At 69.3% G+C, this 19987-nt stretch carries 18 protein-coding genes; 11 read left to right on the forward strand and 7 right to left on the reverse strand.

Annotation, left to right across the window (positions count from 1 at the left end; genetic code table 11):
* Positions 1–32 precede the first annotated feature (32 nt).
* On the forward strand, positions 33–2273 hold the full coding sequence (locus I596_RS07595; protein ID WP_067646026.1) for a tetratricopeptide repeat protein: 2241 nt from the start codon (positions 33–35) through the stop codon (positions 2271–2273).
* Positions 2274–2280: 7 nt separating this feature from the next.
* On the opposite strand, the gene hflD is transcribed toward I596_RS07595, so the two are convergent.
* The 3 genes from hflD to I596_RS07610 are packed head-to-tail and all read right to left on the reverse strand — an operon-like array spanning position 2281 to position 4526.
* Complete coding sequence (hflD, locus tag I596_RS07600; RefSeq protein WP_067646028.1) at positions 2281–2904, reverse strand: high frequency lysogenization protein HflD; 624 nt, start codon at positions 2902–2904, stop codon at positions 2281–2283.
* The gene (mnmA, locus tag I596_RS07605; RefSeq protein ID WP_067646030.1) at positions 2897–4018 is read right to left on the reverse strand and encodes a tRNA 2-thiouridine(34) synthase MnmA; all 1122 of its coding nucleotides are present in this window, start codon (positions 4016–4018) and stop codon (positions 2897–2899) included. The genes hflD and mnmA overlap by 8 nt, the downstream gene beginning before the upstream one ends.
* Before the next feature lie 4 nt (positions 4019–4022).
* Complete coding sequence (locus I596_RS07610; protein WP_067646032.1) at positions 4023–4526, reverse strand: NUDIX hydrolase; 504 nt, start codon at positions 4524–4526, stop codon at positions 4023–4025.
* 80 nt (positions 4527–4606) lie between these two features.
* On the opposite strand from I596_RS07610, the gene clpS reads away from it, so the two are divergent.
* The 3 genes from clpS (at position 4607) to I596_RS07625 (ending at position 8344) form a co-directional block, all read left to right on the forward strand.
* Positions 4607–4939 (forward strand): ATP-dependent Clp protease adapter ClpS, encoded by a 333-nt coding sequence (gene clpS / locus I596_RS07615; RefSeq protein ID WP_067646034.1) that lies wholly within the window; start codon positions 4607–4609, stop codon positions 4937–4939.
* A 42-nt stretch (positions 4940–4981) separates the two neighbouring features.
* The gene (gene clpA / locus I596_RS07620) at positions 4982–7258 is read left to right on the forward strand and encodes an ATP-dependent Clp protease ATP-binding subunit ClpA (RefSeq protein WP_067646036.1); all 2277 of its coding nucleotides are present in this window, start codon (positions 4982–4984) and stop codon (positions 7256–7258) included.
* A 153-nt stretch (positions 7259–7411) separates the two neighbouring features.
* A complete protein-coding gene (locus I596_RS07625; protein ID WP_067646038.1) occupies positions 7412–8344 on the forward strand; it encodes a YcjF family protein in 933 nt (310 codons plus the stop codon).
* A 67-nt stretch (positions 8345–8411) separates the two neighbouring features.
* Here the strand turns inward: I596_RS07625 and I596_RS07630 are convergent, their stop codons facing one another.
* The 3 genes from I596_RS07630 to parE all read right to left on the reverse strand — a co-directional run bounded on the left by I596_RS07630 (position 8412) and on the right by parE (position 11518).
* Positions 8412–8759 (reverse strand): DUF488 domain-containing protein, encoded by a 348-nt coding sequence (locus tag I596_RS07630; RefSeq protein ID WP_223303935.1) that lies wholly within the window; start codon positions 8757–8759, stop codon positions 8412–8414.
* Positions 8760–8791: 32 nt separating this feature from the next.
* The gene (locus I596_RS07635; protein WP_335340377.1) at positions 8792–9310 is read right to left on the reverse strand and encodes a uracil-DNA glycosylase family protein; all 519 of its coding nucleotides are present in this window, start codon (positions 9308–9310) and stop codon (positions 8792–8794) included.
* A gap of 315 nt (positions 9311–9625) precedes the next feature.
* Complete coding sequence (gene parE / locus I596_RS07640; RefSeq protein WP_067646043.1) at positions 9626–11518, reverse strand: DNA topoisomerase IV subunit B; 1893 nt, start codon at positions 11516–11518, stop codon at positions 9626–9628.
* Between the two features lie 91 nt (positions 11519–11609).
* Here parE and mdtD point away from each other — a divergent pair, with 91 nt between their 5' ends.
* Entirely contained in the window at positions 11610–13013 is a 1404-nt protein-coding gene (gene mdtD / locus I596_RS07645) for a multidrug transporter subunit MdtD (protein WP_067646045.1), read from the forward strand.
* Positions 13014–13024: 11 nt separating this feature from the next.
* Here the strand turns inward: mdtD and I596_RS07650 are convergent, their stop codons facing one another.
* Positions 13025–13627, reverse strand: coding sequence for a C40 family peptidase (locus I596_RS07650; protein ID WP_083965445.1), 603 nt, complete (start codon positions 13625–13627; stop codon positions 13025–13027).
* A 242-nt stretch (positions 13628–13869) separates the two neighbouring features.
* On the opposite strand from I596_RS07650, the gene pyrG reads away from it, so the two are divergent.
* From pyrG to ispD, 6 genes are read left to right on the forward strand one after another with little or no spacing between them, the layout of a single operon-like run.
* Entirely contained in the window at positions 13870–15540 is a 1671-nt protein-coding gene (gene pyrG / locus I596_RS07655) for a CTP synthase (RefSeq protein ID WP_067646049.1), read from the forward strand.
* Positions 15537–16364 carry a 3-deoxy-8-phosphooctulonate synthase gene (kdsA, locus tag I596_RS07660; RefSeq protein WP_067646051.1) on the forward strand — a complete coding sequence of 276 codons (828 nt, stop codon included), beginning with the start codon at positions 15537–15539 and terminating at the stop codon, positions 16362–16364. The genes pyrG and kdsA overlap by 4 nt, the downstream gene beginning before the upstream one ends.
* A 48-nt stretch (positions 16365–16412) precedes the next feature.
* Positions 16413–17618, forward strand: a complete 1206-nt coding sequence (locus I596_RS07665) for a hypothetical protein (protein ID WP_067646053.1) — start codon at positions 16413–16415, stop codon at positions 17616–17618.
* Positions 17619–17649: 31 nt separating this feature from the next.
* Positions 17650–18939: a phosphopyruvate hydratase gene (gene eno, locus I596_RS07670; protein ID WP_067646055.1), complete on the forward strand. Its 1290-nt coding sequence runs from the start codon at positions 17650–17652 to the stop codon at positions 18937–18939.
* Between the two features lie 9 nt (positions 18940–18948).
* Positions 18949–19251, forward strand: a complete 303-nt coding sequence (ftsB, locus tag I596_RS07675) for a cell division protein FtsB (RefSeq protein WP_067646057.1) — start codon at positions 18949–18951, stop codon at positions 19249–19251.
* Positions 19248–19976: a 2-C-methyl-D-erythritol 4-phosphate cytidylyltransferase gene (gene ispD, locus I596_RS07680; protein WP_067646059.1), complete on the forward strand. Its 729-nt coding sequence runs from the start codon at positions 19248–19250 to the stop codon at positions 19974–19976. The genes ftsB and ispD overlap by 4 nt, the downstream gene beginning before the upstream one ends.
* Positions 19977–19987 lie beyond the last annotated feature (11 nt).

The raw sequence follows: 19987 nt of genomic DNA on the forward strand, positions 1-19987 counted from the left end.
TCGGAGATGTGGCGCCGGCCGGAGCGGGCCCGATGACCGGCGCCAACCCGGCTGATCGGCGCCTGGCCATCGAGCAGCTCGGCAAGGGCACGGCGCTGCACCGCGCCGGCCAGCTGGGCCTGGCGCAGAGCCACTACCAGCGCGCGGTCAAGCTGGACCCCGGCAACGCCGATGCCTGGCACCTGCTGGGCATCGTCACGCTGCAGGCCGGCAACCTGCCGCTGGCGGTCAAGCACCTTCGCCAGTGCGTGACGCTGCGGCCGGCCTTCGCCGAGGCGCACAACAACCTGGGCGTCGCACTGCGACGCCTGGGGCGCCATGCCGAGTCGGCACAGGCCTTCGGCGGCGCCCTGGCGGCCCGGGACCGGTACGCCGAGGCGGCCTACAACCTCGGTCTGGCGCTCGAGGCGACCGGCGAGGTGTCCACTGCGGAACAGGCGTTGCGCCAGTGCCTGCAGTGGCAGCCCGGCAATGCCGATGCGGCGACCAATCTCGGCAATCTGCTGCGGGGCCAGGGACGCCTGGACGAGGCCCAGCCGCTGCTCGCGCGGGCCTGCGAGCTGGCGCCGGACCGGGCCCAGAGCCAGGCCAACCTCGCCTTGCTGATGGGAGACCTCGGGCGCCACGGCGAGGCGGTGACACTGGCGCGCAAGGCCGTGGTGCTGGAGCCGGAACAAGGGCACTGGTGGCGCATCCAGGGCATCGCCGAGCGGCTCCACCAGGATCGCGAGGCGGCCATCGCTTCGCTGCGCCGGGCCTGCGAGCTGGACCCCACCGACGAAACCGCGCGATTCGAGCTCGCGTTGACGCTGCAGGAGTCCGGCGCCATCGACGAGGCGCGCGTGCTGCTCGCCCGCGTCAAGCCCCCGCCGGGCACCGCCGAGCGCCTGCGCTGGATGCGTGCGCTGGCGCTGCCGGCGATCTATCGCGACGAGGCCGAGGTCGACGCGGCCCGCCTCGCCTTCGCACAGGGCCTGGCCGGGCTGCGCGAGCGGCTGCGGCTGGACGGCCCCTCCCGCATCCGCGAGGCCTACCAGGCAGCGGCCGGCTTCGCGCCGTTCCACCTGCACTACCAGCCCCGCGACAATACCGGCCTGCAGCGCGCCTTCGGCGACCTCGTCGCCGACGTGATGCGGGCGGCCGCGCCCTCGTTGGCGGAACCCTGCGACTGGGCCGCCGGCCCGCAGGGCGGCCGGGTACGCGTCGGCGTGGTCGGCAGCCATTTCATGCGGCACACCGTCTCGCGCTACTTCAACGACCTGCTGGCGGATCTCGACCCGGAGCGATTCGAGGTCACGATCTGGCACGCCGGCATTCGCGATGCCGAAACCGACGCACTGGCCGGCCGCGTGCATGCGTTCACGTACGTGCACGGCGATCCGCTCGACACGGCCGCGGCGATCCGCGCGGCGCGCCTCGACGTGCTGGTCTACCCGGAGCTCGGCCTGGACCCACGCAGCCAGGTGCTGGCGGCCTTGCGCCTGGCGCCCGTGCAGTGCGTGCTCGGCGGCCATCCGGTCACCAGCGGCCTGCCGACCATCGACTATTTCCTGAGCGGCGCAGCGATCGAGCCGCCGGACGCCGACGCGCACTATCGGGAACGCCTGGTACGCCTGCCGGGACTCGGCGCGCGTCCGCGTCCGCCGTCGGCGCCGGGCAATGCGGATTGGCTGCCCGGCGGCGCGTGCGAGGGACCGCTGCTGCTGTGCCTGCAGTACCACATCAAGCTGGTGCCGGGTTTCGACGCGGTGCTGGCCCGGATCGCCGAGCGGACCGGCGCGCGCATCGGCTTCTTCACGCGCGAGCCGGCGCTGACGCGGTTGTTCCGGGCGCGCGTCGACGCCGTGTTCGCGCGGCACGGCCTCGACGCGGGACGGCATCTGGTCGACCTGCCGGCGCAGGGCTATGCCGACTACCTGGCCGGCGTCGCGGCGACGCCGCTGGTCCTGGACACGCCGGGATTCTCGGGCGGCGGAACCAGCCTCGACGCGCTCGGTGTCGCCACGCCGGTGCTGGCGTTCCGGAGCGCCATGGCGCGGGGCCGGCAGACCGCCGGCATGCTGGACCTGATCGGCGTCGACGACCTCGTCGCCACGGACGAGGCGGACTACGTCGACAAGGCCGTCGCCCTGTGCCGGGACGGCGAACTGCGGCGCGACCTGTCCGGGCGCATCGCCGAACGCAGGCAGCGGCTGTTCGAGGACCGGGCACCGCAGGCGGCGTTCGCCGCCTTCCTGCAGGATCCGGCGGCCTTCGCCCGCTCCGGCGCGTGAGGCCGGGTCAGCCGGCGTCGAGCGTCGCCCGCGCCAACAGGCCGCGAGCCAGCATCGCGTACTCGCGGCGCCGGAACAGCAGCCGCCACTGGTTGCCGCCGACCTGGCGCCACAGCACGGCGGCGCGGATCGCCGCGAGCAGCAGGGCGCGGATCTGTTCGACCTTGGACTCCTGCGTCAGCTGCACCGGATTGCCGTGCACGACGATGCGGGGCCGCAGCGTGGACAGGGTGTCCACGTAGATCGCGGCGAGCCGGGAATGGATCGACGGGTTGTCGATCCCGAAATGGTCCACCTGCCGCTGTGCCGATTCGATCGCACGTCGCAGCGCCTCGAGCATCGCCGGCCTGCGCGAGAGCTTGCGTTCCAGGCGCAGGGTGGCGACCACCAACTGGGTCAGTTGCGGGTCGCGGTCGCTGGACTCGATCTGGGCGATCAGGGTTTCCAGCCCCGGGCGCAACCGGGAAAGGCCGCCGAAGACGGCCTCGGGGCTGTCCGCGTCGATCCGGAAGATGCTGGCGATGCTGGCCTGGGCGGCCTGCGTGTCGCAGCGGCCCTCCATCGCCATCTCGCGCACCAGGGCGCAGGCCTGGAACACGCCGGCGAGGGCGATGACCCGTGATTCACGCATGGGAAGGTACCTCGTTCCATTGTTCGAGCGGCGCGTCGCTGCGCTCGATGACGGCGCCGCCGAGACAGGCCTCGCCGTCGTAGAAGACGACCGACTGGCCCGGCGTGACCGCACGCTGCGGCTGGTCGAACCGCACGATGCAGCCATCGCCGGTCAGCTCGACGTGGCAGGCCTGATCCGGTTGCCGGTAGCGGGTTTTCGCGGCGCAGTCGAAGCGTCCCGCGGGAGGCGATCCGGCGATCCAATGGACCTCGCCCGCGGCCAGCCGGTGCGACAGCAGCCAGGCGTTGGCGTTGCCCTGGACGGCATAGACGATATTGGCAGCCACGTCCTTGCCGACCACGTACCACGGCTCCCCGCCGGCGCCGCGCTGGCCGCCGATGCCCAGCCCGCCGCGCTGGCCGAGCGTGTAGTACATCGCGCCGGCATGCTCGCCGATCAGCCGTCCGTCCGGCGTGTGGATCGGGCCGGGCTGCGCCGGCAGGTAGCGCGCGAGGAAGGCGCGGAAGTCGCGTTCGCCGATGAAGCAGATGCCGGTCGAGTCCTTCTTGTCGTGGGTGGCCAATCCGAGGTCGCGGGCGATCTGCCGCACCTGCGGCTTGGTCAGCTCGCCGACCGGGAACAGCGTCGCCGCCAGCTGCTCCTGGCCCAGCGCATGCAGGAAGTAGCTCTGGTCCTTGTCGGCATCGCGTCCCCGCAGCAGCTGCCAGCGTCCGTTGGCGTGGCCGATGCGGGCGTAGTGGCCGGTGGCGATTCGCTCGGCGCCGAGCGCCCGGGCATGGTCCAGGAAGGTCTTGAACTTGATCTCGCGGTTGCAGAGCACGTCCGGGTTGGGCGTCCGGCCGGCACCGTACTCGGCCAGGAAGTGCGCGAAGACCTGGTCCCAGTACTCGGACGCGAAGTTGCGTGCATGGAACGGGATGCCCAGCCGGGCGCAGAGCGCAACGGCGTCCTTGCGGTCGGCCTCGGCACGGCACGGCCCGTCCCGGTCGTCCTCCTCCCAGTTCTTCATGAACAGGCCGGCCACCGCATGGCCGGCCGATTGCAGCAGGGCGGCGGCGACCGACGAATCGACGCCGCCGGACACGCCGACGATCACCGGCCCCGTAGCCATCGCGTCAGCCGGCCGCGGCCGTGAGATAGCGGATCGCATCCAGCGGCAGGCGTGGGCCGGCGAGCCAATCCTCGACGCTGGCCAGGACCATCGGGCTGCGCAGACGGTCGCCGGCGGCGGCGATCTCCTCGCGGCTCAGCCACAGGGTCTGCACGATGCCCGTGTCCAGCGCCCGGTCGGCATGGTGGCGCAGCGGTTCGGCGGCGAAGACGAAGCGGACGAACTGGCGGTCGTTGCCGCCGCGGGTCCATTGCTGAACGCCGAGGAACGCCGTCAGGGCGACGTCCCAGCCGGTTTCCTCCAAGGTCTCGCGGATCGCCGCGTCCAGCAGCGATTCATCCGGATCGAGATGACCGGCCGGCTGGTTGAGCACGATTTCGCCGCGGATGTCTTCCTCGACCAGCAGGAAACGCCCGGCGCGCTGGACCACCGTGGCGACCGTCACGTGGGGGCGCCAGACGTCGATGTCGTCGGCCGATGCGAGGTTTCCGGTCGCGTCGATATTCATGGCGCGCAGTGTACTTGAACCGCGTCCGTCACCCCCGATCTGGGCGCTATACTGATTTCCAGTCGATCGTCCCCAGGCCCATGACCCCACCCCAGGATCCCCATACCGAACACGAGCACGACCGCGGATTGGCGGTCGAGGAAACGCGGCCGGAGGTCGCGCGCCCGCCGCTGTACCAGGTGTTGCTGTTGAATGACGACTACACGCCGATGGAGTTCGTCGTCGTCGTACTGGAGAGCTTCTTCGGCATGAACCGGGAGCGGGCGACCCAGGTGATGCTCCACGTGCATACGCGCGGCCGGGGCATCTGCGGCGTGTTCACCCGCGAAGTGGCCGAGACCAAGGTGACCCAGGTCAACGAATTTTCCAGGACCCACCAGCATCCGTTGCTCTGCACTATGGAAAAAGCCTGACAGGCCCCATTTCGGGGGCTGTTGAAAGTGGAGACACCGCATATGTTCAGCAAAGACCTCGAGCTCACCATCGGCCAGTGCTACAAGGAGGCCCGCGAGCAGCGTCACGAGTTCATGACGGTCGAGCACCTCCTGCTCGCCCTGCTGGACAACCCGTCCGCCATCGCGGCGCTGCGCGCCTGCGGCGCGGACATGGCCAAGCTGGCACGCGACCTGCGCTCGATCATCACCGAGACCGTACCGGTGCTGCCGGCCGGCGACGAGCGCGACACGCAGCCGACGCTCGGCTTCCAGCGGGTGCTGCAGCGGGCGGTCTACCACGCCCAATCCTCGGGTCGCAAGGAAGTCACCGGCGCCAATGTCCTGGTCGCCATCTACGGCGAGAAGGACTCCCACGCCGTCTATTTCCTCGGCCAGCAGGACGTCAACCGCCTCGACATCGTCAACTACATCGCGCACGGCATCGCCAAGATCGGCAACGAGTCCGGCCAGCAGCCGGGCAGCCCCGAACAGCCCGCCCGTGAAGGCGAGGGTGGGGAAGAGCCGCGCGGCAATCCGCTGAGCGAGTTCGCCAACAACCTCAACGAGCTGGCCGGCGAAGGGCGGATCGATCCGCTGATCGGGCGCAGCGAGGAGATCGAGCGCACGATCCAGGTCCTGTGCCGGCGCCGCAAGAACAACCCGCTCTATGTCGGCGAGGCCGGCGTCGGCAAGACCGCACTGGCCGAAGGGCTGGCCAAGCGCATCGTCGAGGGCGAGGTGCCCGAGGTGCTCAAGGACTGCACGATCTACGCCCTGGACCTGGGCGCGCTGGTCGCCGGCACCAAGTATCGCGGCGACTTCGAGAAGCGTCTCAAGGCGGTGATCGCCCAGCTCAAGAAGGAGCCCAAGGCGATCCTGTTCATCGACGAGATCCACACGATCATCGGCGCCGGCTCGGCCTCCGGAGGCACGATGGATGCGTCCAACCTGATCAAGCCGATGCTGGCGTCGGGCGAGATGCGCTGCATCGGCTCGACCACCTACCAGGAGTTCCGCAGCGTCTTCGAGAAGGACCGCGCGCTGGCGCGCCGCTTCCAGAAGATCGACGTCGTCGAGCCGACCGTGGCCGACAGCGTCGAGATCCTGAAGGGCCTGAAGTCGCGGTTCGAGGAACACCACAACGTCCAGTACACGGTCGAGGCGCTCAAGGCGGCGGTGGACCTGTCGGTCCGCCACATCGCCGACCGGCTGCTGCCCGACAAGGCGATCGACGTCATCGACGAGGCCGGCGCGCGCCAGCGGCTGCTGCCCGCCGGCGAGCGCAGCGGCACCGTGGACGTGCCGGAGATCGAGTTCATCGTCGCCCGGATGGCGCGGATCCCGCCCAAGCAGGTGTCCGCCTCCGATCGCGACGTGCTGCGCAATCTCGACCGCAACCTCAAGATGGTCGTCTTCGGCCAGGATGCGGCGATCGACGCGCTCGCCAGCGCGATCAAGATGGCGCGCTCGGGGCTGGGCAATCCCGACAAGCCGATCGGAAACTTCCTGCTGGCCGGGCCGACCGGTGTCGGCAAGACCGAGGTGACGCGCCAGCTGGCGATGCAGCTCGGTGTCGAGCTGATCCGTTTCGACATGTCCGAGTACATGGAGGCGCACTCGGTGTCGCGGCTGATCGGCGCCCCCCCGGGCTATGTCGGCTTCGACCAGGGCGGCCTGCTGACCGAGCAGGTGGTCAAGCACCCGCACTGCGTGCTGCTGCTCGACGAGATCGAGAAGGCGCACCCGGACGTCTACAACATCCTGTTGCAGATCATGGATCGTGGCACGCTGACCGACACCAACGGCCGCGAGGCGAACTTCAAGAACGTGATCTTGGTCATGACGACCAATGCGGGGGCGCAGACGGCGGCGCGCCGCACGATCGGCTTCGTCGAGCAGAACCATGCCACCGATGCGATGGAGGTGATCCGCAAGACCTTCACCCCGGAGTTCCGCAACCGGCTCGACGCGGTCGTGCAGTTCACCTCGCTCGACTTCGAGCACATCCTGCGCGTGGTCGACAAGTTCCTGATCGAGCTGGAGGCCCAGCTGCAGGACAAGCAGGTGTCGCTGTACGTCGATGCCGACGCGCGCCGCTGGCTGGCCGAGCACGGCTTCGACCCGCAGATGGGTGCGCGGCCGATGGCCCGCGTGATCCAGGAGCACGTCAAGCGCCCGCTGGCCGACGAACTCCTGTTCGGCAAGCTGGCAGAGGGCGGCAAGGTGCGCTTGTCGGTCGTCGACGGCAAGCTCTCGGTGGAGACCGAGGCGGCCGAGAAGCTGCCGGCGGTGGTCTGAGGCAGCGGCGCGGAACCGGCCGCGAAAGCGGCCGGCCCGGGTCCCGGCGGGTGGTCGGGCGGCGATGTTCGCGGCGGCTCGTCCGCCGCGGTTCGTTTTCGGGGAAGACCCTTTTTTTCGCGCCCGTCTCGACGGGCGCTTCGAGGAGCACGCGTGAACGAGACCGAGCAGAAGTCGATCCTGACCCTCAGCCTGATGGCGGCGTTCGCCGACGGCGAGAAGAGCCCGCAGGAGCGCGAGCAGATCAAGCGCATCGCCGACACGCTGGCGCAGGAAGGCGCATCCGACCTGCCGGCGCTGTACCAGGACGTGCTGCTCCGGCGTGTTTCGTTGCAGTCCGCCGCGGGTGCGCTCACCTCCGAAGGCGCCCGGCAGCTGGCGTTCGAGATGGCGGTCTGCGTGTGTGACGCCGACGGCGTGCAGTCGGACGGCGAGCGCCGGTTTCTCGAAGAATTGCGCTCGGCGCTGGGGCTCGGCGCGGGCCCGAGCCGCGACTACGTCGGGCGGGCCGAGGCGATCGCGGCGGTGCCGGTGCAGCCGCCTGCGACGGCCGACCTGGCCTCTACGCTGAGCGATGCCGAACTGGACAAGACCATCCTCGATGCGTCGATCCTCAACGGCGCGCTCGAGCTGCTGCCCGAGTCGCTCGCCACCATGGCGATCCTGCCGCTGCAGATGCGGCTGGTCTACCGCGTCGGCAAGTCCTACGGCTTCGAATTGGATCGCGGGCACATCAAGGATTTCCTGGCGACGGCCGGTGTCGGCCTGACCTCGCAGTACCTGGAGCAGGCGGGCCGCAAATTGATCGGCGGCCTGCTCGGCGCGATCGGCGGACGGCTCCTGGGCGGCATCGGCAAGCAGGCCGTCAGCTCCGGCATGAGTTTCGCCAGCACCTACGCGCTCGGGCACGTCGCCAAGCGCTACTACGCCGGCAACCGCGTGCTGTCGGGACAGATGCTGCGCGAGGCGTTCGAGGGCATGCTCGGCGAGGCGCGCGGGCTGCAATCGCGCTACCTGCCGCAGATGCAGGCCAAGGCCCAGACCCTGGACGTGGGGCAGATCCTCGATACCGTCCGCCGCGGCTGATCGCGCCCTGCTTCGCCGGATTCGCCGGCCGATCAGCGGCGGCCCGCGGCACCGGGCGGCCGGCCCGTCAGCGCATTTCGAGCAGGACCTCGCACAGGACCACCGCCTGGTTCTCGGTTTCGTTGCGGGCGCCGTAGACCAGGGTGATCCGCGCGTCGCCCGCGGCATCGAGCAGGGCGCGCAGGCGGTCGCGCGATGCCGGCGTATCGAGTTCGTTGCGGTAGCGCTCGCGAAACGCCGGCCAGCGCGTCTGGATGTGGCCGAACCAGCGGATCAGTCCGGCGCTCGGCGCAAGCTCGCGTGCCCATTGGTCGAGCCGGAGCGCCGCCTTGCTGCGTCCGCGCGGCCAGAACCGGTCGACCAGCACCCGGTAGCCATCGTCCGCGCCGGGTTCGTCGTAGGCGCGACGGATCACGATGCTTCGCCGCGGCGCTTTCCCGGGGGCGTTCACGGCGCCACGCCGGAGGGCGCGCCCAGCGTGGCCTGTACGCGGCGACGCACGTGCGGCAGCAGGCGGTCTTCGAACCAGCGGTTGCGCTGCAGCCAGGCGGTATTGCGCGGCGAGGGATGCGGCAACGGCAGATAGCCCGGCGCGTATTCGGCGAAGGCGGCCACGGTTTCCGTCAACCCGGCCTTGCGCGCCGTGCCGAGGAAATGCCGCTGGGCGTACCCGCCGATCAGCAAGGTCAACTCCACCGCCGGCAGCCGCGCCAGCAGGGCCGGCAGCCAGAGCTCGGCGCATTCGCGCCGCGGCGGCAGGTCGCCGCCACCGCCCCGGCCCGGGTAGCAGTAACCCATCGGTACGATGGCGACCGCTCCGGGATCGTAGAAGCGCGCAGCGTCGAGCGCGAGCCAGTCGCGAAGCCGGCGGCCGCTGGCATCGTCCCAGGGTACGCCGCTGGCATGGACGCGCGCGCTGGGTGCCTGGCCGACGATCAGCAGGCGTGCCGTGGGGCCGGCTTGCACGACCGGCCGCGGACCGAGCGGGAGCGAGGATGCGCAGACGCGGCAGGCCCGGATTCTGGCCAGGAGATCGTCCAGGTCGGGTTGGCCGGGCAGGGTGGGCGCCGATGCGAGCGATGCGCTACCGCGCGGGCGCGAATGCCCGGGGGCGCGTCGCCGGTCGGACGGGGCCGGTGACGGGTGGCCGATCGGCTTCATCGGTCCAGTTTACGCCCCACGCAGCGGGACCGGCGCCGGAAGCATCCGGCGCCAGCGGCGACATCGCGGGCGACGGAATCCGCCGGCAGCGCAAGGCCGCGCGATGCGCCGCGGCGGCTGTCAGACCTCGAGCGAGGCGAGGTCGCCCTTTTCCTCGAGCCAGGCCTTGCGATCGGACGCGCGCTTCTTGCTGAGCAGCATGTCCATCAGCGGCCGCGTGCCGTCCTCGCCGTCACCGACGGTCAACTGGACCAGGCGGCGCGTGTCGGGATTGATCGTCGATTCGCGCAATTGCGAGGGATTCATCTCGCCCAGGCCCTTGAAGCGGGTCACGCTGACCGTGCCGCGGATCTTCTCGCGCTCGATCTTCTCGAGCATCGCGTCGCGCTCGCTCTCGTCGAGGCAGTAGAACATCTGCTTGCCCACGTCCACGCGAAACAGCGGCGGCATCGCGACGAAGACGTGGCCGCGGCGCACCAGCGCCGGGAAGTGGCGCAGGAACAGCGCGGAGAGCAAGGTGGCGATGTGCAGGCCGTCCGAGTCGGCGTCGGCCAGGATGCAGACCTTGCCGTAGCGCAGGCCGGCCAGGTCGTCCTTGCCCGGATCGCAGCCGATCGCCACCGCCAGGTCGTGCACTTCCTGCGAGGCCAGCACGCTGGTCGACTCCACTTCCCAGGTGTTGAGGATCTTGCCGCGCAGCGGCAGGATCGCCTGGAAATCCTTGTCGCGCGCCTGGCGCGCCGAGCCACCGGCCGAATCGCCTTCGACGAGGAACAACTCGGTGCGCGACAGGTCGCTCGACGCGCAATCGGCGAGCTTGCCGGGCAGGGCCGGTCCCTGGGTCACCTTCTTGCGGACGATCTGCTTCTCGGCCTTGAGCCGGAGCGCGGCGCGCTCGATCGCCAGCTGCGCGATCTTCTCGCCGATCGCCACGTGCTGGTTGAGGTACAGCGAGAAGCCGTCATGGGCCGCGTTCTCGACCAGGCCGGCGGCATCGCGCGAGGACAGGCGCTCCTTGGTCTGGCCGGAGAACTGCGGCTCCTGCATGCGCAGCGACAGCACGAAGCTCAGCCGGTCCCAGACATCCTCGGGCGCGAGCTTGACGCCGCGCGGCAGCAGGTTGCGGAAATCGCAGAACTCGCGCAGCGCATTGGTCAGGCCGGTGCGCAGTCCGTTGACGTGGGTGCCGCCCTGCGCGGTCGGGATCAGGTTGACGTAGCTTTCCTGCGTCAGCTCGCCCTCGGGCAGCCAGGCGAGGGCGAAGTCGACCGCGCTCTTCTCGCGCTGCTGCGCGCCGACGTAGAGCTCCTCCGGCAGCCGCTCGGCGTCGCCGACCATCGAGCGCAGGTAGTCGCGCAGGCCGTCCTCGTAGAACCATTCCTCCTTTTCACCGCTGGCCTCGTCGGAAAGACGCACGGTCAGGCCGGCGCAGAGCACCGCCTTGGCGCGCAGCACGTGCTTGAGCCGGGACAGCGAGATCTTCGGCGAGTCGAAGTACTTGGGGTCCGGCCAGAAGCGCACCGTGGTACCGGTCTGCTTCTTGGCGACGGAGCCGACCACGGCCAGCTCGCTGGCCCGGTCGCCGTCCTTGAAGTCCATGCGGTAGACCTGGCCTTCGCGCCGGATCGTGACCTCGACGCGCTGCGACAGCGCGTTGACGACCGAGACGCCCACGCCGTGGAGGCCGCCGGAGAACTGGTAGTTGCGATTGGAGAACTTGCCGCCGGCATGCAGCCGCGTCAGGATCAGTTCGACGCCGGGAATGCCTTCCTCCGGATGGATGTCCACCGGCATGCCGCGGCCGTCGTCACCGACCGTCACGGAGCCGTCGGCGTGCACCACGACCTCGATCGTGCGGGCGTGGCCGGCCAGCGCCTCGTCGACCGAGTTGTCGATGACCTCCTGCGCCAGGTGGTTCGGCCGGGCCGTGTCGGTATACATGCCCGGGCGGCGCTTGACCGGGTCCAGCCCGGAGAGGACTTCGATGTCGGCGGCGTTGTAGCGGCTGCTCATGAACGGTCGGGGCTACGGCGAAGCCGGGCAGGATGGGCATAGCGGGCGGCGGGGTCAAGACGGCGCCGGACGAATCGATCATCATGGCGCGATGAACCCATCGCCGCCGCGTGATTCGCTGCTCTGGCTGGTCGCCATCGCGGTGTTCATGCAGATGCTCGACACCACGATCGTCAATACCGCCCTGCCGGCCATGGCGCGCGGATTGGGGGAGTCGCCGCTGCGCATGCAGGCGGTCGTGATCGCCTATTCGCTGACTGTCGCGATCCTGATCCCGGCGTCGGGCTGGCTGGCCGACCGGTTCGGCACCCGCGCGGTGTTCCTGGCCGCGATCGTCCTGTTCACGCTCGGCTCGCTCGGCTGCGCCTTGTCGCAGAGCCTCGCCCAGATCGTCGGCGCACGCATCGTCCAGGGCATCGGCGGGGCGATGCTGCTGCCGGTCGGCCGGCTGGCGGTACTGAGGACGTTTCCCGGCGCCGGCTTCCTGCGCGCGATGAGCCTGGTGACGATGCCCGGACTGGCCGGCCCGATGATCGGGCCCACGCTCGGCGGCTGGCTGGTGGAGGCCGCCTCGTGGCATTGGATCTTCCTGATCAACCTGCCGATGGGCCTCGTCGGGCTGGTCTGGGCCGTGCGGGTGATGCCGGACCTGCGCGGCGAGCCGGGGCGCCGCTTCGACCTGGGCGGCTACGTCCTGCTGGCGACGGGCATGGTCGCGGTGCTGCTGGCGCTGGACGGCCTGCCGCTGCGGCGGGGCGGCTACGGCGTGCTGTGCGGCCTGTTCGGGGTCGGCGTGCTGGCGATCCTCGCCTACGCCCGCCATGCCCGCCGGTCCACCCAGCCGCTGTTCCCGCCGGCACTGCTCGACGTTCGCCTGTTTCGCGTCGGGGTATCGGGCAACCTGGTCTCGCGGCTCGGCAGCAGCGGCATGCCGTTCCTGATCCCGCTGCTGCTGCAGGTCGCGCTCGGCTACTCGGCACTGCAGGCGGGGTTGATGATGATTCCGGTCGCGGCGGCCAGCATGTTCATCAAGCGCCCGGCGGTGTGGCTGATCGGCCGCTACGGCTACCGCAACGTATTGGTGGTCAATACCTTCCTGGTCGGCCTGGCGATGGCGAGCTTCGGCCTGATCGGGCCCGGGCATCCGGTGTGGCTGCTGGTGGTGCAGTTCGCCGCTTTCGGGGCGGTCAACTCGTTGCAGTTCACCGCCATGAACACGGTGGCGCTGCGTGATCTCAAGGGAACCCTGGCCAGCAGCGGCAACAGCGCCTTGTCGATGGTGATGATGCTGTCGATGAGCCTCGGCGTCGCGATCGCCAGCGGACTGCTGGCGTTCTTCTCCGGATTGTCCGTGGCGGGCGGTGAGGTGTCGGTGCTGGCGGGCTTCCAGGCGACGTTCGTCTGTATCGGGCTGCTCAGCGCGTTGTCGGCCGCGATCTTCTGGCGGCTCGGGGACGATGCCGTTCGGGCGCCGCAGGCGCCGATCGACGTCTAGCCCAGGCCGGCTCAGGTGCGGGCGATCGCCTCGGGCCGCCGGGCGCCGGCGAACCGTCGCGCCCAGTACGTCTGTTCGAGGCTGTCCACGCGTACGACCTTGCCGGCCGAGGGCGCATGGATGAAACGGCCCTCGGCGACGTAGATCCCGACGTGCGAGATGCGCTTGCCGGCAATGCGGAAGAACACCAGGTCGCCGGGCTGCATGTCGCGGCGGTCGATCGTGTCGCCGACCCGGAACTGCGCGGCGGAGCCGGCCGGCAGGCTGACGCCCAGGGCATGCTGGAACACGTAGCGGACGAAGCCGCTGCAGTCGAAGCCGGTCTTGGGATTCGAGCCGCCGCGCCGGTAGCGGATGTCGCGCAGCTGCTTGGCCAGTGCGATCAGCAGGTGCCCGGGCTTCTCGTCGGCCGTCAGGCCCGCCGATGCCGTTTCGGCAGGTACGGCGACCAGGGAGGCCTGCAGGACGGCAGGCGGTTCGATCCCCAGCAGCGCTTCCAGGCTGGGACCGCTCGCCCAGTCCACGGTGGATCCCTGCGCAGCGGCCGCCGGCATCAGGACCAGCGTCAGCAGGCCTACAGGGAAAAAGCGCAGTCGCGCGGGGTGCTTTCGCATCGGGCGGGGCTCGGCAGGGTGGTGTGGAGAGGCCACCCTTGCGGCGCGACCGGGACCGACGTTAGCAAAGGCCGCCGGTGCCGTTGTTCATGTGCCGTTAAATGAACCGGCAGGTACAGGCGCCGCGTGCGTCGCCGTGCCACGGGCCCGGGATGCTGTGGAAAGACAATTGCCGGCGCCGTCAACCCTCGCGGGGCCGGCGCCCAGCCGGTAGAATAGGGTTTTCCTGCGGATAGCTTTTCATGACTCCCCTGATCTTCGTGACCGGAGGCGTGGTGTCCTCGCTTGGCAAGGGCATCGCGGCCGCGTCACTGGCTGCCATCCTCGAGGCGCGCGGGCTGCGCGTGACGATGATGAAGCTCGATCCCTACATCAACGTCGATCCGGGCACGATGAGCCCGTTCCAGCACGGCGAGGTGTACGTCACCGACGACGGTGCCGAAACCGATCTGGATCTGGGCCACTACGAGCGCTTCATCCACACCCGGCTGACCGGCAAGAACTCGATCACCACCGGCAAGATCTACGAGAGCGTGATCGCCAAGGAGCGCCGCGGCGACTACCTGGGCGCCACCGTGCAGGTGATCCCGCACATCACCGACGAGATCAAGCACCGCATCTACGAGGCCACCAGCGGCTACGACGTCGCCCTGGTCGAGATCGGCGGCACGGTCGGCGACATCGAGTCGCTGCCGTTCCTGGAGGCGATCCGCCAGATCCGCACCGAGCACGGCCAGGAAATGTCGATGTTCATGCACCTGACCCTGGTGCCGTTCATCAAGGCCGCCGGCGAGATCAAGACCAAGCCCACGCAGCACTCGGTCAAGGAGCTGCGCTCGATCGGCATCCAGCCCGACGTCCTGCTGTGCCGCTGCGAGCAGCCGCTGCCGCAGTCGGACCGGCGCAAGATCGCGTTGTTCACGAACGTGCCCGAGAAGGCGGTCATCAGCGCGATCGACGTCGACATCATCTATCGCCTGCCGCTGTGGCTGCACCAGCAGGGCCTGGACGACATCGTCCTGGACCGGCTCAACTTCAAGGCGCGGCCGGCGGATCTTTCCGAATGGGAGCGCACCGTCGAGGCGATCGAGCACCCGCGCGATGAGGTCACGATCGCGATCGTCGGCAAGTACGTCGAGCACAAGGACGCCTACAAGTCGCTCGGCGAGGCCTTGCGCCACGGCGGCATCAAGCAGCGCACCCGCGTCAACCTGCGCTGGGTCGAGTCCGAGGACGTCGAGCGCCGCAGCGAGGAGGTGCTCGGCGGCGTCGACGCGGTGCTGGTGCCGGGCGGCTTCGGCAAGCGCGGCTTCGAAGGCAAGATCGCGGCCGCACGCTTCGCTCGCGAGAACCGCGTGCCGTATTTCGGCATCTGCTACGGCATGCACGCCGCGGTGGTCGACTTCGCGCGCAACATCGGCGGGCTCGAGGCGGCCAACTCCAGCGAGAACGACCAGAGCTGCCGCGATCCGGTGATCGCGCTGATCACCGAGTGGACCACCAGCTCCGGCGAGGTCGAGAAGCGCGACGAGTCCTCCGATCTCGGCGGCACGATGCGGCTGGGCGCGCAGGAATGCCGGCTCAAGGCCGGCACGCTGGCGCGCGAGCTCTACGGCAAGGACGTCGTGCGCGAACGTCATCGCCACCGCTACGAATTCAACAACCGCTACCGCCAGGCCTTCGAGGACCTGGGGCTGGTCGTGTCCGGCAAGTCGATGGACGACCTGCTGGTCGAGATGATCGAGCTGGCCGACCACCCGTGGTTCATCGGCTGCCAGGCGCATCCGGAATTCACCTCGACGCCGCGCGACGGCCACCCGCTGTTCATCGGCTTCATCCGCGCGGCGCGCGAGTACCGTGCCGTGCGCACGGCCGAACGCTTCGCCGACACCGGCTCGGAGAGCCTGGCGTGAGGCTCTGCGACTTCGAGGTCGGCCTCGACCAGCCGCTGTTCCTGATCGCCGGCCCCTGCGTGATCGAGTCCGAGCAGCTCGCGCTCGACACCGCCGGCCAGCTCAAGGAGATCACCGGGCGCCTCGGCGTCCCGTTCATCTACAAGTCGAGCTTCGACAAGGCCAATCGCACCTCGATCAGCGGCCATCGCGGCCCGGGTATCGAGGAAGGCCTGCGCATCCTCGCCGAGGTCAAGCGGCAGATCGGCGTGCCGGTGCTGACCGACGTGCACGAGTACACGCCGATGGAGGAGGTCGCCGATGTCGTCGATGTCCTGCAGACGCCGGCGTTCCTGTGCCGGCAGACCGACTTCATCCTGCGTGCCTGCAGCGTCGGCCGGCCGGTCAACGTCAAGAAGGGCCAGTTCCTCTCGCCGTGGGAGATGAAGCACGTCGCCGACAAGGCCAAGTCCACCGGCAATCCGCAGATCATGGTCTGCGAGCGCGGCGCGAGCTTCGGCTACAACAACCTGGTGTCGGACATGCGCTCGCTCAGCGTCATGCGCGAGACCGGTTGTCCGGTGGTCTTCGACGCGACCCATTCGGTCCAGCTGCCCGGCGGCGCCGGCGGCAAGTCCGGCGGCCAGCGCGAGTTCGTACCGGTGCTTTCGCGCGCCGCGGTCGCGGTCGGCATCGCCGGCATCTTCATGGAAACCCATCCGGAGCCGGACAAGGCGCTCAGCGACGGCCCCAACGCCTGGCCGCTCGGCAAGATGGCCGGATTGCTGGAGACCCTGGTCGAGCTTGACGGTGTAGCCAAGCGCGTGCTCGCCCGGGCCGAGTGAACTACCATCGCGTCGGGATGCTGGGATCCTAAAGATGGGGGTAGGCTCATGACGACGTTGAGTACGGGGATGATGCGCGGGCTGCTGCTGGCAACCTCGTTGATGCTGTCACCTGAAGCGGCCTTGGCGCAGTACCAGAAGCTGCTGCCGGAGCCGCCCGCCGGGTATGCCAGCCACGGCTTCGGAGAAGCGATTGCGGCCAACGAACGCGAACTGGCCGTTTCTGCGCCGGCTGGCGACGGGTACGTTTCGATCTACCGACGTTCCGGTGGGCAATGGCGATTGACGCAGCATCTCGTGTCGACGGATACGGATTCCTACGGGTATCGACTCGCGATGGGCGACTCCTGGCTGGCAGTGGCGAACCGGAACACCCAGGTGACGGGCTGGCCGAACTACATCGACGTGTACCGGCGTGCTGCCGATGGCTGGGTGTTCGACCAACGGCTGGATTCGCCGGCTCCCGGTAGCGCCGGGTACATCCACCATCTGGCCGTTTCTGAGAACTCGCTGCTGGTCGGTCTCGTGCGAATGTCCGGCGAAGGCGATATCACCCATCGCCAGCTCTATGATTTTCGCCGTGAGAACGGGTCTTGGGTTTCGCCGCACGCGCTTCTTCCGCCTTATTCGTCGACCCAGTTCGGAAAGGCGCTCGCGGCGAGCAGCCGCTGGCTGGTGACGAGCGATCCGCTAGCCCGCCCCGGCGCGGCCTATGGGGCGGTTTCCGTGTTCGCGCCCGTCGGCGACGAGTGGACACATCTCTCGCTGATCACGTCTTCGGTCGGACAAGGCGCTTGGTTTGGCAATGCCGTAGCGCTGTGCGGTCAACGCCTGGCTGTCTCGACGGTGGCGATCACGGCCTCCTCGGTTCCTGTGGGATGGGGCGGGCGCGTGGACATCTTCGAGGGTGACCCGTCGCAATGGAGCTCCAATCGGCCCGCTCCCGCCGTCTTGACTCAGGCTGATCGTTGGTTTGGTCGGAGCCTCGCTTGCAGCGCATCGACGATGGTGATCGGCAGCGACACCTTCCGTACCTTCTATTCGGCACCGCTCAGTGAGCCACGTGTCGTTCGTACGCACGTCCTGTCGGATCCGGAGGCCTACGGCAATGGACTGACTTTCGCCGTGGTCGGAGGCGACGTGATCGTGGGCGATCAGCTCGGACCGGTAGTCGAGGGCGTGCCTCGGGGCACCGGTGCGGTATACATCTTCGCTGGCGTGGGTGAGTCGATCTTTGCCCACGGTTTCGAATGAATCTTCATCACCGTCCTGGAACCTTTTTCTGATGCTCATCAAACACGTCCACGCCCGTGAAATCCTCGATTCGCGCGGCAATCCCACGCTGGAGGCCGAAGTCACGCTGGCCGACGGCTCGTTCGGCCGTGCCGCGGTGCCGTCCGGCGCATCGACCGGTTCGCGCGAGGCAGTCGAGCTGCGCGACGGCGACAAGGGACGCTATCTCGGCAAGGGCGTGAAGAACGCCGTCGCCAACGTCAACACGGCGATCGCCGAGGCGCTCGCGGGTTTCGATGCGGACGACCAGCGCGGGCTGGACGCCAAGCTGATCGCGCTCGACGGCACCCCGAACAAGGGCCGCCTCGGTGCCAATGCCCTGCTCGGCGTGTCGCTGGCGAACGCGCATGCCGTCGCGGCGTCGCGGCGGCTGCCGCTGTGGAAGTACCTGGCCGGCGACCGTGCGGCACGCCTGCCGGTGCCGATGATGAACATCGTCAACGGCGGCGCGCATGCCGACAACAACGTCGACATGCAGGAGTTCATGGTGCTGCCGGTCGGCCTGCCGAGCTTCGCCGAGGCGCTGCGTGCCGGTACCGAGATCTTCCACGCGCTCAAGACCGTGCTGAAGGGCCGCGGCCTTTCCACCGCGGTCGGCGACGAGGGCGGCTTCGCACCGAACCTGCGCTCGAACGAGGAAGCGGTCGAGACGATCCTCGAAGCCGTCACCAAGGCCGGCTATGCGGTCGGCAAGGACATCTGGCTCGGCCTCGACGTCGCCAGTTCCGAGTTCTACAAGGACGGGGCGTACCACCTGGAAGGCGAGGGCAAGGTGCTCAGCCCGGAGCAGTTCGCCGATTTCCTGGCCGGCTGGAGCGCCAAGTACCCGATCCTGACGATCGAGGACGGCATGGCCGAGGGTGACTGGGACGGCTGGAAACTGCTGACCGAGAAGATCGGCCGGACCGTGCAGCTGGTCGGCGACGACCTGTTCGTCACCAATACGGCGATCCTCAAGGAAGGCATCGACCGGCACATCGCCAACGCGATCCTCATCAAGGTCAACCAGATCGGCACGTTGACCGAAACGCTCGACGCCATCGCGATGGCCGATGCGGCGAAGTACGCTGCGGTCGTCTCGCATCGCTCGGGCGAGACCGAGGACACCACGATCGCGGATCTCTCGGTCGCGACGACGGCCACCCAGATCAAGACCGGGTCGTTGTGCCGCTCGGACCGCGTCGCCAAGTACAACCAGCTGCTGCGCATCGAGGAAGCCCTCGGTGCGGCAGCGCGCTATGCCGGCCGGGATGCCTTCCCGAACCTGCCGGACTTTCGCTGATACGCCGTCGTGCTGCGCTACGCCGCCCTGCTGCTGCTGATTGCGCTGATCGCGCTACAGGTCAAGCTGTGGACCGGGCAGGGCGGCATGCGCGACATCTGGACGCTCGAGGCGCGCATCGCCGAGCAGAGGGCCGAGAACGAGAAGCTCAAGGCGCGCAACGACGCCTTGGCGGCGGACGTGGAGGACCTCAAGCACGGGAATGCGGCGGTCGAGGAACGCGCGCGTTCGGAGCTGGGCCTCATCAAGCCCGGCGAGACCTTCTATCACGTGGTGGAACCGGCCGGCCCGAAGCCGGGCGAGCGCAAGTGACCGCGGCCGCGCAGGTCGCCTGCTGGTGCGTGGTGGTCGCCGCCGGGCGCGGCCTGCGTTTCGGTGGCGAGGTCCCCAAGCAGTACGTGCCGATCGACGGCCGGCCATTGCTGGCCTGGACGCTCGAGCGGCTGGCCGCGCAGCCGCGCATTGCCGGGCTGCTGGTCGTGCTCGCGGAGGCGGACCCGTATTGGCCGGACCTCGACAAGCCGGCCGGGACGCCGCTGCGCACGGCGACCGGGGGCACGGCCCGGGCCGATTCAGTGCTGGCCGGCCTCGCGGCGCTGCCCGATTCGGTGCGGTCGGACGATTTCGTGCTCGTGCACGATGCGGCGCGCCCCTGCGTGCGCGCCGCTGACATCGAGCGGCTGATCGACCTGGGCGTACCGGCCGGGGGCGGGCTGCTGGCCGCACCGCTGCGCGACACGCTCAAGCGCGCCGACGGCGAGCAACGGGTCGGCGCGACCGAACCGCGCGATGCACGCTGGCGCGCGTTCACGCCGCAGCTGTTCCGTCGGGGCGACCTGTCGGCGGCGCTCGCCGCGGCGCGTGCCGCCGGGATCGAGGCGACCGACGAGGCAATGGCGATGGAGCGCCTGGGCTTCCGGCCGCTGCTGGTCGAGGGAGCCGACGACAACATCAAGGTGACCACGCCGGCGGACCGAGTGCTGGCCGAGTTCCTGCTGCGGCGGATGGCGCGCGACGCCTCGGCCACGGTGTCCTGAAGCGAACGGAG

This window comes from Dokdonella koreensis DS-123 (genome assembly GCF_001632775.1).
GTDB classification, from domain to species: Bacteria; Pseudomonadota; Gammaproteobacteria; order Xanthomonadales; family Rhodanobacteraceae; genus Dokdonella; species Dokdonella koreensis.

Excerpts from the sequence above, each read along its gene's own strand:
- eno (WP_067646055.1), top strand. The coding sequence starts at position 17,650 with ATGCTCATCAAACACGTCCACGCCCGTGAAATCCTCGATTCGCGCGGC.
- mdtD (WP_067646045.1), top strand. The coding sequence starts at position 11,610 with ATGAACCCATCGCCGCCGCGTGATTCGCTGCTCTGGCTGGTCGCCATC.
- clpA (WP_067646036.1), top strand. The coding sequence starts at position 4,982 with ATGTTCAGCAAAGACCTCGAGCTCACCATCGGCCAGTGCTACAAGGAG.
- clpS (WP_067646034.1), top strand. The coding sequence starts at position 4,607 with ATGACCCCACCCCAGGATCCCCATACCGAACACGAGCACGACCGCGGA.
- I596_RS07665 (WP_067646053.1), top strand. The coding sequence starts at position 16,413 with ATGACGACGTTGAGTACGGGGATGATGCGCGGGCTGCTGCTGGCAACC.
- pyrG (WP_067646049.1), top strand. The coding sequence starts at position 13,870 with ATGACTCCCCTGATCTTCGTGACCGGAGGCGTGGTGTCCTCGCTTGGC.
- mnmA (WP_067646030.1), bottom strand. The coding sequence starts at position 4,018 with ATGGCTACGGGGCCGGTGATCGTCGGCGTGTCCGGCGGCGTCGATTCG.
- parE (WP_067646043.1), bottom strand. The coding sequence starts at position 11,518 with ATGAGCAGCCGCTACAACGCCGCCGACATCGAAGTCCTCTCCGGGCTG.
- hflD (WP_067646028.1), bottom strand. The coding sequence starts at position 2,904 with ATGCGTGAATCACGGGTCATCGCCCTCGCCGGCGTGTTCCAGGCCTGC.
- I596_RS07595 (WP_067646026.1), top strand. The coding sequence starts at position 33 with ATGACCGGCGCCAACCCGGCTGATCGGCGCCTGGCCATCGAGCAGCTC.
- I596_RS07610 (WP_067646032.1), bottom strand. The coding sequence starts at position 4,526 with ATGAATATCGACGCGACCGGAAACCTCGCATCGGCCGACGACATCGAC.
- I596_RS07650 (WP_083965445.1), bottom strand. The coding sequence starts at position 13,627 with ATGCGAAAGCACCCCGCGCGACTGCGCTTTTTCCCTGTAGGCCTGCTG.